The organism is Streptomyces sp. NPDC023541 (assembly GCF_055559995.1).
The window spans coordinates 390509-404201 of record NZ_JBVHJO010000007.1 but is presented as its reverse complement, the minus strand read 5'-3'; the positions used below and the strand labels follow the sequence as shown (position 1 = coordinate 404201).

Here is a 13693-nt window from a genome sequence, read left to right as displayed (position 1 = left end):
GGCGTGTCAATACGGCCGTCAATCCCGTGGCCCAAGGGCCGGGGGAGGTCCGGGACCCGTCTTGGCCCACGGCACGGGACGGTTGTCCGCCCGATGCGTCAGAATTGGGGACAGGGCCAGCGCACGCAATCCGAGGGGCACGAATGTCCGGACTGATCGATACCACGGAGATGTATCTCCGCACCATCCTCGAGCTGGAAGAGGAAGGCGTGGTCCCCATGCGCGCCCGGATCGCCGAGAGGCTGGACCAGAGCGGGCCGACGGTGAGCCAGACGGTGGCGCGCATGGAGCGGGACGGTCTGGTGGCCGTCGCCACGGACCGCCATCTGGAGCTGACGGACGAGGGCCGGCGGCTGGCGACGCGCGTGATGCGCAAGCACCGGCTCGCCGAGTGCCTGCTCGTCGACGTCATCGGACTGGAGTGGGAGCAGGTGCACGCCGAGGCCTGCCGGTGGGAGCACGTGATGAGCGAGGCGGTGGAGCGGCGGGTGCTGGAGCTGCTGCGCCACCCGACCGAGTCGCCGTACGGGAACCCGATCCCGGGGCTGGAGGAGCTGGGCGAGAAGGCGGAGGCCGAGCCGTTCCTGGAGGACGGCATGATCAGCCTGTCCGAGCTCGACCCGGGTACCGAGGGCAAGACGGTGGTCGTGAGGCGGATCGGGGAGCCGATCCAGACGGACGCCCAGCTGATGTACACGCTGCGGCGGGCGGGCGTGCAGCCCGGGTCGGTGGTGAGCGTGACCGAGTCCCCTGGGGGTGTGCTGGTCGGCAGCGGTGGCGAGGCCGCCGAGCTGGAGGCCGAGATCGCCTCGCACGTGTTCGTGGCGAAGCGCTGACCCCGGGGTCCTTCGGTGTGGGCGGTCCCGGCGCCTTGCGGCGCCGGGACCGGTCCTCCCCTGTGTGACCTGGAGCCCCGAGCTCTCAAGGTCGTCCCCACGGACCGTCTTCCCCGAGCGGCCCGCTCCCTGTTGAAAGGATCTCCATCGGCAGTGGCGGTCAATCCTTGAGCAAGGTCACTCGAAAGAGCGGTGTTGTGGGCGAGAACCCCGTTTTCGAATGGGGGTTCGATAGTCTGGCGGGGAGCGAAGGGGGTGCATCTGCGGTGGTACAGCGCATCGATGTGACAGGGGCCGAAGGTGTCCGGCTGGCCGCCTGGCAGTTCCGAGAACCGGTCCCCGGAGCAGACCCCCGCCCCGGCGTGCTGTTACTGCACGGGCTGATGGGCCGCGCCTCCCACTGGGCCGGTACCGCCCACTGGCTCGGGGAACGCCGCCGCGTTGTCGCCCTGGACCAGCGCGGCCACGGCCACAGTGCCCGCCCGCCCGCCGGTGCGGCCCCGCACACCACCCTGGGCCGCGAAGCCTTCGTGGCCGACGCGGAAGCCGCCGTCGTACAGCTCGGCCTCGCCCCCGTCACCCTGATCGGCCACTCCATGGGCGCCCTCACCGCCTGGCAGCTCGCCGCCCGCCGCCCGGACCTGGTCGCGGCCCTCGTCATCTGCGACATGCGAGCCTCGGCCCTCGGCGCTGCCTCCCAACGCGAGTGGGAGGACTGGTTCCACCTCTGGCCCCTCCCCTTCCCCACCCAGGACGCCGCCCGCCGCTGGTTCGGCGAGGACGACCCCCGCGTGGAGCGCCCCGACCCCGGCCGCGGCGCCTTCTTCGCCGAGGTCATGCACGAGTCCTCGGACGGCTGGCGCCCGCTCTTCTCCCGCCGCCAGATGCTGACGGCCCGCGAAACCTGGGTCCACGACGCCCACTGGGAGGAGCTGGCCCAGGTCCGCTGCCCGACCCTGGTGGTCCGCGGCCTGGACGGCGAACTGGGCCGCGCCGAGGCCCAGGAGATGGTCCGTGTCCTCCCGGCCGGCCGCTACGCGGAGATCCCCGACGCCGGCCACTACCTCCACTACGACCAACCGACAGCCTGGCGCGCCGTCCTGGAGCCCTTCCTGGACGACATCCCGGCCCACACCTCCTGACACCGGTCCGACGGGGTGGGAGAGCGACCTGTCCGGACGGCTACGCGTACTCCGGTCGGAAGCCGCTCAGTCCGTCAGCCACGGAAGCAAGCCAGCTGCCCGTCGAGTGCGGCGCCGGCGGGTCGAGCTCCATCCCCAGCTCCGCCACGGCGAGGGCGTGTTCGTCTTCGTCCAGCCCGAGAGCGAGCAGTTCGCGGATCTCGCCGACGAGGCGGGCCACGAGACTGCGGTCCGTAGCGCCGTCGTAGTCGCGGATGGCTGCCGCGTGGTCGCTGAATTCGTCCGCCATGTCCTGCGAGAACCAACCGCCGAGGAACTGGCCGAGTTCGGGGAAGCGTGCATGCCATTCCCAGCGGGTCTCGGGCAGTACGGAGGGGCGAGGAGCCTCGCCGCCCTCGATGCTCTGCTTGACGTGGTCGGCGAGGAGGAGGAGCCACCTCTGGATCGACGCCTCAGGCAGGCCGACGTCCGGAACCGGGTAGAACTCGCCGAGTCGTCGGCGCAGTCGACCCGGCGGGTTGTGCGCGTAGTCGCGCAGCTGCTGCTCCGCGACCGACAGGGCCCAGGGCCGGGTGTGCCAGGTGTGCCGAAGGTAGGCCCGCAGGGCAAGGCTCGGCCGGTCGGGCTCGTCATCGGCAGGCTGCCCGAGGTAGGCGCCGATCACCTGGTGCAGCTCGCCGTAGCGGCGGTCGAAGTCGATGGGCTTCATGGGCATCGGGGACGGCCTCTACATGTAGATCGGGACGGTGGTGTGCACGACGAAGCCATGGGGGGCGGCGGGCTCGCGGCGCAGCACGACCCGGACCGCACGCACGTCCACCGGGCCGCGCCCGGCGTACGCCATGGCCTGGAGCAGGACGCGGCCGACCGGATCGGGACGGGACGGCCAGGCGGCCTCCAGGGTCAGGCGCGGGCGGGTGCCCTGGGCGAGCCAGCGGTGGATGGTGTGTTCGTTGAGGGCGATGACCTCCTGGGTGGCCCACTGGGCGGTTTCCCGGTCGGGATAGGTGGCGGTTCGGGTGAGCATGGGGTCCCATCTTCGGTGGGTTTGATCAAGTGGGATCAAAATGCCAGAGCATCGCGATCTCGGCGTCGTTGACGGCAATCAGGCCAGCGTCCCAGCCGTAACGACTGAACGGGTTCGTCCTGCGAACGGGTTGCTCGTAGAAGTCAGGGGCCTCGCCTTCCCAGCCGATGTTGGAAAAGAAGCGTGTGCCGTCGGGAAAGCGCGAAATGATCAGGTGCGCTCGACGTTCCATTTCGGGCCGATCTTGGGCGAAGTCCGGGGCTCTTGCCACGTCCAGGCCGGGAATGCCGAGAAGTACCAGTAGTGATGAGACAGAACCCCGCGGGAGCTCGGTCACTTTCGGCCGGAAGCGGACCACTTCTGCCTGTGTCGTAGGGGCCTCTATGAAAGGGAACAAGGGATCGTCTTGGCGCTCCGGTTCGTCCTCGTCCGGGTCGAGCAAGGGCCATCCGCGCGGGTCGGGTGCTTGGTGACACATGGCAGTTGCGGCGTCAAGCCACCATTCCTCGTGTTCGCGGCGGGCAACGGAGACGGACGTATAGCTGTACTGGTACAGCTCGAGCGCGTCCGCCCAAACTTCCGCGGTGAGTTCAGTCATCCTTTACTCCACTACTCAGGTGACGACGTGTGGACGACGAAGGGCGGATCCAGGTTTGCATCGTACTGAAGGCGCGTTCGCACCCCTTTGGCATCCTCGACGGGCATGACTACATTCTTCACACCGCGACTGGTCCTTCCCGTCACCGCATCTCCGCTCAGCGGCCCTTCCTGCGGCACCGAGGAGACGACAATGGACAGCGATTTCTTCGCTGGGGGTGGATTCTTGAGCCAGTCCTGGATCTGCGAGGTGTTTTGCCGAATGTTGTACTGAGTGTATTTCTGAGCTGACTCGAAGTCTGCGAAGCTCGACGCCGACATCAACTCGAGCTTCCCCGAGGGCTTGCTCTGATCCCGGTGCCGCTGGAGCAGCTGTTCGTCCGTCTTACCTACGTGCTTCTCCAGGGTGTGTCCGCCCCCGAGGTCCTCGTTCGTGGCGAGGTCGAATGAGTACATGTACGGGCTGTGCCCTTCGCCGCCGCGCTGCCAACGGTGTTCCTGCTTGAACTCGTTGAGCGACCGTGCGCCGAACCCTTGGGCGCGAGCGATCTCGGACTCGTAGGTCGGAGCGCTGAGGATCGCCTCATCCAGCTCCGGTACGAGTGCGTTGAGCTTGACGGCCGCCTCGCTGAACTCGCGATGGTAGTTCTCTACGGCCGCGTCCATCGTCGCCTTGTCCATGTGGGACCGGAACCTGATCACAATCTCGGCGACCAGGAGGCCGACCGCGAGCTTGGTCGCGTCGAGGGGGTCCAGGCCGGTCGTGAGGTCCTTGACCGTTGCCTCGGCGGCCTCCCTTCCGCAACGCTCGGTTGTCGCCCTGGTCGTGTCCATGACCCCGGCAAGATGGTCGAGGACCTCGGGCACCGTCTCCGCCGTCTTCTTCAGCACGTCGACGATGGGACGTCGCGCGGCGGGTGGAAGATCGCGGTTGGTGCGCCACTGGCGTCCGGTCTCGACCCTGTTGAGGTTCTCGTCCCGGGCCCTGCCCCACTCGGTCGTGCCCCAGATGCTCTGCCCGAACGCCCGCATCGCGCGTTGCCACTCGCCGTTTTTCCGCGTATCGGTGATGGTGGAAATCGCGGCCGTGAATTCGTCCGATCCCTTCACAGCCTCCCCCGCGATGAGGCGCCATGCGTTGGCCATGGCCCGCCCGTCGCGCTGCTTGAAGCCGGGCGTGATCTCGTGGACCTTGCCCACTTCTAGCCCCAGATGATCACTGCGTTGACGCTAGCAAACGGCATCCCGGACGGGCCGGGTCGGCGGTGGGGAGGGCGTGTCAGGGGGATGTCAGTGAGGTGTTCGGGGGCGTCAGGGGGGGGGGCAGGTTCTACGTCGCCAGGCAAACACCTGAGAAACGAGGAAAATCGATCAACGCCGTCGCCGCCTTGCAGATCCTGATCGCCCTCGCCTTCCTGAGCATCCCGCTCGTACGCAGTCGCTACGGCAGCCGCACACAGGCCGCCGTCGAGACCGGGCTCGGGCGTCAGGGGTACGCACCCCGTCATGGCCGAGAACGGGATGCGCCTCTACGCAGGGGGCCACAAGACCTGGGCGCCCGTCGGGGCGGCACCGCCCACGCCGTGCCCGCCGTCCTCGGGCACGCCGGCAACTCCGCGGCGGACACGCTCACCTGGATCGTCCCCCCCCCTGGTGATCCTCGTGAACTGCGTGATCCTCCACTCCAGCCTCACCACCGTGCCGTCCGTCACCGCCGCCTTCGCCAAGTCCGCGACGGCGAACTCCGGCACCCCGACGTGGAGTCCATGCTCCGCGCCACCGAGCGGGGCTTCCTCCGCTGGGTGATGCCGTACCTGCAGAACAAGCGCCACGGCATCGTCTTCGCCGGCTCCGCCGCCGCCCTCGTCCTGCTCGCCGGCCGCTGACCCCGGCCGGCCCGCCTGGCGCCGCGCAACCACACGACGGGCCGGCCTGCGCCCCCACCAGGGGGCGCAGGCCGGCCCGTAGCGCTGCGGCCGGCGACGTCAGCCCTTGCTCACCGCCGACAGGATCTCCGGCAGCTTGCGCGCCACCGTCGGCGCCGCGAGCCGCAGGCCCGCCCAGGCCGCCAGCCAGCCCCAGGCCACGCCGACCGGGAGCACGATCCAGGACACGTCCCGGTGTTCGGCCGTGTTCAGCCATACCGCCAGGGCGATCACCGGCGCGCACACCAGCGCCGACGCCAGCATCCCGCCGAGGATCCCGCCCCAGGCGAGCCCGCCCTGCCCCGGGGCGACGTTCTTGAACGCGCCCTCGGTCGGGATGGAGTACGGGAAGCGGGCCGAGGCCAGAGCCCCGGTGCACAGCATCGAGCCCAGCAGGGCGAGGGCCATGCCCACGGCCGCGGGGAAGCCCTGCCAGTCGTCCAGCAGGGCGGCGGTGACCACCGTGACGAGGACCGTGTACGGGAGGGTGACCAGGGCCAGCGCGGAAGCACGGGCACGCAGCTCCACGTACGCGTCGCGGGTGCCCGAGATGGTCTGCGCGACCATCCAGAACGCCGAGGTGTCCTGCCCGAACTGGTTGTACATCTGGACGCCGAGCATGCCCGCGCCGAAGCTGCCGAGGTAGACCGATCCGGTTCCCTGCACCGCGTTGGCGACGGGCACGATCATGCCGATCGCCAGCGCGGTCACCCAGGCCGACTTCGTCTTCGGGTCCCGCACGACGTAGCGCAGGGTGCGCTGCATGGAGGCGCCCGTCCGGCCGGAGGGCAGCAGCGACCAGAAGCCGCCGCCGACGCCACCGCGGTCCTTGACGGGCCCGGAGGCCGAGATCGTCGAGCCGTCCGGGGTGACCATCAGCCGGGTCAGGCTGCGCTCCCAGGACCACAGCAGGCCGGCCAGCGCGGCCAGGGTCAGCACCAGCTGGGCGGCCGCCCGGCCGTACGCGCCCTCGCTCACGGAGTCCACCATGCCGACGGCGGTCGCCGGCGGCAGCCACCGCACCACCGCCTCGACGGGCTCCAGCGCGGACAGGCCGCCCGACTGGAAGAGGCTCTGGCTGGCGAAGTTGGCGAGCTGCGCGCCCACCGCGATGACCAGGCCGCTGAGCACCGCCAGGTCACGCCCCTTGCGGCTGGTCAGCAGCCGGACGTTGGCCGTCGCCACGGCCCGCGCGAGGACCACGCAGCCGAGCAGCAGGAGCGGTACGGCCACCACCGCGGCCACTGCGCCGGCGGCGCCGCGCGCGACGGCTATCACCGAGCCGACCGCCAGGCAGAGCGTGAACAGCGGCCCGATGCCCACGAGCGAGGACGCGAGCAGGGCCGCTACGAGAGGACGCGGCCGCAGCGGCAGCATCACCAGCCGGCTCGGGTCCAGCGTCTCGTCCCCGGTGGGGAAGAACAGCGGCATGAAGGCCCAGCCGAGCGCCAGGATCGCGGCCAGCAGGACCACCGCAGTGCCCGCGTGCGCGTGGCCGTGCAGCAGGCCCAGGCCGAGCGTCATGAAGAAGCCGACCACCAGCGCGAAGGCCAGCGTCGAGAAGTAGGCGGCCTTGCGCTTCGAGGAGCCCTTCAGGCCGTTGCGCAGCAGCGACAGTTTGATGCGGACGAAGATCGGGGTGAGTGCGAGCGGCGCCGCGGAGGCGGCGGCCGGTCCGGCGGCGATCCCGGCCGCGCCGGACACCCCCGCGGGCGCATTCGACGTACCGGAGGCTCCGGCGGAGGCGGCGGGCGCGCTCATCGCGTGACCGCCCCGGAGTTGCCGCCGAGCCAGTCCAGCGAGTCCCCGGACGCGTCACGCCCGTGCGCGCCGACCAGTTCGAGGAAGGCGGCCTGCAGGGAGGGTGCGGAGCCCCGTACGTCGGCCAGCGGGCCCGCGGCGCGGATCCGGCCGGCGGCCATCACGGCCACCCAGTCGCACAGCGACTCGACGAGCTCCATCACGTGGGAGGAGAAGACGACCGTGGCACCGGACGCGGTGTAACGTTCCAGCACCCCGCGGATGGTCTGTGCCGACACCGGGTCGACGCCTTCGAACGGCTCGTCCAGGAAGAGCACTTCGGGGTTGTGCAGCAGCGCCGCCGCCAGGCCGATCTTCTTCCGCATGCCGGTCGAGTAGTCGACGACCAGCTTGTGCTGCGAACCGGCGAGGTCGAGGATCTCCAGCAGCTGCGTCGCCCGCTTGTCGGTCTCATCGCCGGGCAGTCCGCGCAGACGGCCCATGTAGCCGAGCAGTTCGCGCCCCGACAGCCGCTCGAAGAGCCGCAGCCCCTCCGGCAGTACGCCGATCCGCGCCTTGACCTCGGTCGGGTCGGCCCACACGTCGTGCCCCGCGACGACGACCCGCCCCATGTCGGGGCGCAGCAGCCCGGTCACCATCGACAGCGTGGTCGTCTTGCCCGCGCCGTTCGGCCCCACCAGGCCGACGAACTTGCCCGCGGGCAGCTCCAGGTCGATGCCGGCGACGGCCACCTGCTCGCCGAACCGCTTCCACAGACCTTCCACGCGCACGGCGGACGGCGCGGTTCGCGCACCATCCGTCCCGTACGTTCCACCCGTCGCATCGCCCTGGTCCGGCATGCGCCTGCCTCTCATCGCGTCCCCCTTGGTCGTTCCTCCTTCACGATAGGAGGAGGGGGAGAGGCCTCATCAGTTACTTATGTCATGAGTTTCCGGACGCATCGTCATCACGTGGGAGCGTGCTCACCCCTGGCGCCGCTTGCGTTCCGCCGCCGCCTCGCTGCCGCACGCGTAGGCCAGCGCGTCGATCAGCTCCTCCGTGTCCGGGAGCCACCGGTTGGCGGGGGTGGGCCGGCGCGCCCATTGGACCGCGCCCCGCCCGCCGAAGCGGGTGGGCGGGGCGGCCACGTACTCGCCCTCACCGCGGGCGGTCAGGTCGAGCGCGGACGGCGACCAGCCCAGCGTGCGCACGAGGTCCGCGACCTTGACGCCGGCGCCCGGCAGCACGAAGAACAGCATCCGGTGGTCGGGCGTCAGCGTGACCGGCCCGAGGGTGCGCTGCATCCGCTCCAGCCGGGCCAGCGCCAGGAAGCCGGCCGATTCCGGCACGTCCAGCGCGTCGAAGGTCCGGCCCGTCGGCAGCAGGATCGACGCCTGCGGGTGCTTGCCCCAGACCCGGCGCACCTGCACCGCACTGCCGGTGGCGTGCGCCGCCCAGTCCTTGACCGCCGCGTGCGCGCCGGGCACCGGGCAGTCCGCGGCCCCGCAGGAGCACAGCTCCCGGCCGTCCCCGGGCTCCAACCAGGTGCCGGCGAAGACATCCCAGTGCCGTTCTTCCGCGTACCGCACGGCATGGTCCAGCAGCTGCTCGCCGCGCTGCTTGGGGATGGGTGCGGTCTCCGTGACTCCCATGGTCTCTTCCACGCCCATCACAACTGCCCGGATCACCCGGGGTTACGGGCGTAAACCAGCGTGCGGGCGGAGCATCGATCCTGCATACGGGGCGCACTGATGCATGCGTGGGGGCGCGTAGGAGGCCGGGGCGCTGTTGCTGGGTAGCGACACGACGCAGAGCGGAAGATTCTCCGCACATCAGGCGGGAAGTGATCATTCCAACGGATCACCCGCGGTCAGCAGGGGGTTTTCATGGCAGCCAGGCCTCTCGTCGCCCGCCAGCCGAACGAACGGCTGCAGGCGCTCATCCAGGAAGCCGGGTGCTCCAATGCCGGGCTCGCCCGGCGCGTGAACATGTGCGGGGCCGAACACGGCCTCGATCTCCGCTACGACAAGACCTCGGTGGCGCGCTGGCTGCGCGGCCAGCAGCCGCGCGGCCGGGCCCCCGGCATCATCGCCGAGGCGCTCGGGCGCAAACTCGGCCGGACCGTCACCATCGACGAGATCGGCATGGCCAACGGCAAGAACCTGGCCTCCGGCGTCGGCCTGCAGTTCTCCCCGACCGTCATCGGCGCGATCGAGCAGGTCTGCGAGCTGTGGCGCAGCGACGTCGGCCGCCGCGACTTCCTGGTGGGCTCCAGCGTGGCCGCGTCGGCGCTCGTCGAGCCGAGCCGCGACTGGCTGATCACCGGCGCCGACACCCAGGTGGCCCGCAGCGGCGGTTCGCGGGTCGGCATGTCGGACGTCGAGGCGGTACGGGCGACCACCGAAGCCCTCAAGGACCTCGACCACCGCTTCGGCAGCGGCCACGTACGGCCGGTGGTCGTGCACTACCTCAACTCGGTGGTGTCCGGCCTGATCGGCGGCTCCTACCGGGAACCCGTCGGGCGGGCCCTGTTCGCGGCGGTGGCCCGGCTGACGGAACTGGCCGGCTACATGGCGGTCGACACGGGCCAGCCGGGCCTGGCGCAGCGCTACTACATCCAGGCGCTGCGGCTGGCGCAGGCGGCGGGCGACCGGGCGTACGGCGGCTACGTCCTGGCGGCGTCCATGAGCCACCTCGCAGCCGAGCTCGGCAACCCGCGGGAGATCGCGCAGTTGGCGCGGGCCGCCCAGGAGGGGACCCGCGGGCAGGTCACTCCGCGGGTCGAGGCCATGTACTACGCCGCCGAGGCGCGCGGGCACGCGCTGCTGGGCGACGGCCGGGCGACGGGCGTGCTGTCCGCGCGGGCGGTGAGCGCACTGGAGCGGGCGGAGCCGGAGTCGGGCGACGACCCGGTGTGGATCCGCCACTTCGACGAGGCGTACCTCGCGGACGAGCTGGCCCATTGCCACCGGGACCTGGAGCAGGGGAACGCGGCGGCCCGGCAGGCGCAGGATGCCCTGCGGGGGCTCCCGGCGGGCAAGGCCCGCCGCCGGGCCATCGGACTGCTGCTGCTGGCGGCGGCGCAGGTGCAGCAGCGGGAGGTGGAGCAGGCCTGCCAGACGGCCACGCAGGCGGCGGAACTGCTGGAGGGCCTCCGCTCGAACCGGGGGGCGGAGTACCTGGTGGACTTCAGGGCCCGGCTGGAGCCGTACCGGGAGGAGGCGGCGGTCCGGGAATTCGCCGCCCGAGTCGCCTGACCGTCTGCTCCGAATGCCAGCGGCACCAAACCGGGGCTCCGCCCCGGACCCCGCGCCTCAAACGCCGGCGGGGCTGGATGGTGCGGCGGGGCTGAACAGGGGACGGAACGAGGTCGGAAAGACGGAGGCGGTGGGAGGGGACGGGGGTGGGGTGTTGGCCGGGACCTGAAACGTGATGTGTTGGCGCGGTAGGAGCCGGTACGGCCGATCCGCCCCAGGGCGCCATAAATCATGCAGTCCCGGACGGCACCCCACCCCGCCCCCGGCCCCGGCTCCCCGGGCCCCGCCCCCGCTCCGTCCCGCGAGCAGGTAGCGTTGCCGGACGGTTCCGTACGGTCGGGCGAGTCGGAGAAGGAGTCCCGGTGACGCAGAGCGGACAAGGGGGCGCACCGCAGCCTGGTGCCCCGTGGGATCCGGACCCGGCGTCCGGGTATCCGGCGTACCCGGAACAGCCGCAGCAGCCGCACCCCGGGGCCGCATACGGCTACCCGCAGGCCTACCCCGCACCGGCGTCCGAGCCCGGCCACGTGGTCGGGCCCGGCTACGAGGGCCCCGGTGCACCGCACGGCTATGGCTATCCGCCGCTGCCCGAGGCCGCGACGCAGTACATCCCGCCCGTCCCAGCGGCCCCCGGCCACGACGAGGCCGCGACGCAGTACATCCCGCCCGTCCCAGCGGGCCCCGGGCACGACGAGGCCGCGACGCAGTACATCCCGCCCGTGCCCGCGGCCCCCGGGCACGACGAGGCCGCGACGCAGTACATCCCGCCCGTCCCGGCGGGCCCCGGGCACGACGAGGCTGCGACGCAGTACATCCCGCCCGTCCCAGCGGGCCCCGGCCCCATCGCCCCCGCCGCCCCCATGACCCCCGCCGCCTCCGGCGTCGACGGCTTCGACGGCCTCTTCCGCGGCGACGACGACGCCGCCGGTCACACCCAGCACCTGCCGCCCGTGCAGGAGCCCGTCCTGCGCGGCCGCCCCCCGCGGCGCCCCCACCACCCGCAGCAGCACCCGCACCCGCACCCGCAGCAGTACGCCCCACCCCCGCCCCCACCGGCGGAGCCGTCCCGCAAGGTCTCGCCCGCGATCATCGGCGCCGTCGTCATCGGCCTCGCCGTCATCGGCCTCGGCGTCGGCTCGTTGCTCGGCGACGGCAAGCCCCAGAACAACGACCCCGGCGCCGTCCCCGCCGCGCCGACCGCGAGCGGCGGCTCCGCCGCGCCCGCCGGCGAGGCCCCGGTCGACCCGGCCCGCCCGCAGGCGGTCCAGCTGGACAAGCTCCTGGCGGACAGCAACGACAGCCGGGCCTCGGTGATCAAGGCCGTGGAGGACATCAAGGGCTGCTCCAACCTCGACCAGGCGTCCTCGGACCTGCGTGACGCGGCCCGCCAGCGCGAGGAAATGATCACTCGCCTGCAGGAGTTGAAGGTCGACAAGCTCCCCGACCACGCCAGGCTGTCCGCCGCCCTGACCAAGGCCTGGCAGGCCTCGGCGGACGCCGACAACAGCTACGCCGCCTGGGCGGACGACGTGGACGAAGACAAGTGCAAGGACGGCAAGGCCAAGGCCACCAAGAACGCCTCCGACGGCAACAAGTCGAGCGGCGAGGCGACCAAGGCCAAGGAGTCGGCCGCGACCATGTGGAACACGATCGCGGCCAAGTACGGACTCACCAAGCGCGACAAGTCCCAACTCTGACCCGAGAGGCCGCCCGCACCCGTCAGGCCGTGCGCGGGGCCTGCACCAGGGTCGGCGTCATGTCCAGGGGCTGCTCACCCGGCTGCGCCACGAGCCGCCCGGACTGGACGACCTGGAAGGTGACCCGGCCGTTGACGATGCGGGGGAAGCCCGCGACGGCCCTCATGTCCTGGTAGCGCCAGCTCAGGTCCGGGGTGAGGCCGCCGGTCGTCACGGGCTGGGACTCGTTCAGCGACCGCTTGACCTTGCGTGCGTCGATGCTCTCGTCCTCGTCGAAGCGCTTCACGATCTCGCCGAGCACCGTGTACGCGATCCAGGTGGTCTGCGCCCCGCTGTCGTCGGGGTCGACGGTGTCGTCGCCGAAGGCGAAGTCGGTGACGACCTTGCGCATCGGCTCCCAGAGCGGATCGGAGGCCACCGGGTACCAGCTCGTGAGGTACGCGCCCTCGAAGGGGCTCTCACGTCCGCCCGTGCGGTCCACCAGGGACTGGCTGACGCTGCCCAGCACGGAGGAGATCTGCGGCTTCTGGCGCTGCGGCTCGGTGCGGCGGAAGGCGTCGAAGAACGTCTCGGTGCGCTCGCCGAGGACCGCGGTGACACAGCCCTTGTCCTTGTCCCTGTCCTTGTCCTTCTCCTTGCCGTTGCCGGTGGTGTGCGCGATGGCCTCGCCGGCCTGCGGCTTGAAGTCGGCGGAGTCCTCCGCGGCCCGGATGTCGGATGCGTCGGCCATCTTGTTGGCGCGCAGTCCCGCGTTGAGCAGGACCGGCAGGGTGTCGCCCGCGAGGGTGTCGGGGCGGACCAGGGCCACCTGGGTGCAGGCGCGGCTCAGCTGGTGGCCGGCGCCGGCGATCAGGACCGGCTGGCCGCCGTTGACGGGGTAGGAGAGCGGGGACTGGAACTCCTCGGAGGAGACTCCGTAGCCGCCGATGAACGGGATGCCCTCCGCCTCCAGCGGGGCCATGAAGGCGCGTCCGTGCTGGCTGTAGGAGCCGACGACGGCGACGGCCTTCTCGGCGACGGCCTTGCGGGCGCAGTCGGCGGCGCCGCTGGGCGTGTTCTTCTCGTTGCAGGTCAGCACGCGGAGCCTGTGACCGTTGATGCCGCCCTTGGCGTTCACCCAGCGCTCGTAGGCCTTGGCCATTCCGGTCATGCCCGGCATGTTCGTGGCCTTGGTCTCTTCCGGCGCGAAGGTCATGACGGTGATCGTTCCCCCGGAGCCCCCCGAGCCCCCGGGAAGCGTCCCGCACCCGGCCACGAGGCAGGCACCCATCGCCGTGGCCACGAAAGTGCGCGAGAGGGATGCTGCACGTCGCGAGATGGTCATGTCCATGCACCATTCCGCCCCACAGATAACTGTTGAGTGAGATGGACACAACATTCGGTGACGGCGGGGTGAATTACGGGGGCGCGATCCCTTGCGGGCGCTTCAAGATCGCACCGAACGGGAACGTACGATCGAAAGCGTGACATTC

At 71.2% G+C, this 13693-nt stretch carries 12 protein-coding genes; 4 read left to right on the top strand and 8 right to left on the bottom strand.

Annotation, left to right across the window (positions count from 1 at the left end; genetic code table 11):
* Positions 1 to 143: 143 nt before the first annotated feature.
* Together ACZ3X1_RS20280 and ACZ3X1_RS20275 are read left to right on the top strand one after the other, a co-directional pair.
* A complete protein-coding gene (locus tag ACZ3X1_RS20280) occupies positions 144 to 836 on the top strand; it encodes a metal-dependent transcriptional regulator (RefSeq protein WP_030665907.1) in 693 nt (230 codons plus the stop codon).
* A 266-nt stretch (positions 837 to 1102) separates the two neighbouring features.
* Complete coding sequence (locus ACZ3X1_RS20275) at positions 1103 to 1978, top strand: alpha/beta fold hydrolase (protein ID WP_356815095.1); 876 nt, start codon at positions 1103 to 1105, stop codon at positions 1976 to 1978.
* Positions 1979 to 2018: 40 nt separating this feature from the next.
* On the opposite strand, the gene ACZ3X1_RS20270 is transcribed toward ACZ3X1_RS20275, so the two are convergent.
* From ACZ3X1_RS20270 to ACZ3X1_RS20240, 7 genes are all read right to left on the bottom strand, one after another.
* The gene (locus tag ACZ3X1_RS20270) at positions 2019 to 2693 is read right to left on the bottom strand and encodes a contact-dependent growth inhibition system immunity protein (protein WP_467280506.1); all 675 of its coding nucleotides are present in this window, start codon (positions 2691 to 2693) and stop codon (positions 2019 to 2021) included.
* Positions 2694 to 2705: 12 nt separating this feature from the next.
* Positions 2706 to 3005, bottom strand: coding sequence for an RNase A-like domain-containing protein (locus ACZ3X1_RS20265; RefSeq protein ID WP_467280505.1), 300 nt, complete (start codon positions 3003 to 3005; stop codon positions 2706 to 2708).
* Positions 3006 to 3030: 25 nt separating this feature from the next.
* The gene (locus ACZ3X1_RS20260) at positions 3031 to 3603 is read right to left on the bottom strand and encodes a hypothetical protein (RefSeq protein WP_467280504.1); all 573 of its coding nucleotides are present in this window, start codon (positions 3601 to 3603) and stop codon (positions 3031 to 3033) included.
* An 11-nt stretch (positions 3604 to 3614) separates the two neighbouring features.
* The gene (locus ACZ3X1_RS20255) at positions 3615 to 4802 is read right to left on the bottom strand and encodes an RNase A-like domain-containing protein (protein WP_467280503.1); all 1188 of its coding nucleotides are present in this window, start codon (positions 4800 to 4802) and stop codon (positions 3615 to 3617) included.
* A gap of 785 nt (positions 4803 to 5587) precedes the next feature.
* Positions 5588 to 7288: a transporter gene (locus tag ACZ3X1_RS20250; RefSeq protein ID WP_467280501.1), complete on the bottom strand. Its 1701-nt coding sequence runs from the start codon at positions 7286 to 7288 to the stop codon at positions 5588 to 5590.
* Entirely contained in the window at positions 7285 to 8127 is an 843-nt protein-coding gene (locus tag ACZ3X1_RS20245; RefSeq protein ID WP_467280571.1) for an ABC transporter ATP-binding protein, read from the bottom strand. Before ACZ3X1_RS20245 ends, ACZ3X1_RS20250 begins: the two co-directional genes overlap by 4 nt.
* Positions 8128 to 8250: 123 nt before the next feature.
* Positions 8251 to 8919: a bifunctional DNA primase/polymerase gene (locus tag ACZ3X1_RS20240; RefSeq protein WP_467280500.1), complete on the bottom strand. Its 669-nt coding sequence runs from the start codon at positions 8917 to 8919 to the stop codon at positions 8251 to 8253.
* A gap of 234 nt (positions 8920 to 9153) precedes the next feature.
* On the opposite strand from ACZ3X1_RS20240, the gene ACZ3X1_RS20235 reads away from it, so the two are divergent.
* Positions 9154 to 10524: a transcriptional regulator gene (locus tag ACZ3X1_RS20235; protein WP_467280499.1), complete on the top strand. Its 1371-nt coding sequence runs from the start codon at positions 9154 to 9156 to the stop codon at positions 10522 to 10524.
* Positions 10525 to 10886: 362 nt separating this feature from the next.
* Entirely contained in the window at positions 10887 to 12221 is a 1335-nt protein-coding gene (locus ACZ3X1_RS20230) for a hypothetical protein (RefSeq protein WP_467280498.1), read from the top strand.
* Positions 12222 to 12243: 22 nt separating this feature from the next.
* On the opposite strand, the gene ACZ3X1_RS20225 is transcribed toward ACZ3X1_RS20230, so the two are convergent.
* Positions 12244 to 13545, bottom strand: a complete 1302-nt coding sequence (locus ACZ3X1_RS20225) for an ABC transporter substrate-binding protein (RefSeq protein WP_467280497.1) — start codon at positions 13543 to 13545, stop codon at positions 12244 to 12246.
* Positions 13546 to 13693: the final 148 nt, after the last annotated feature.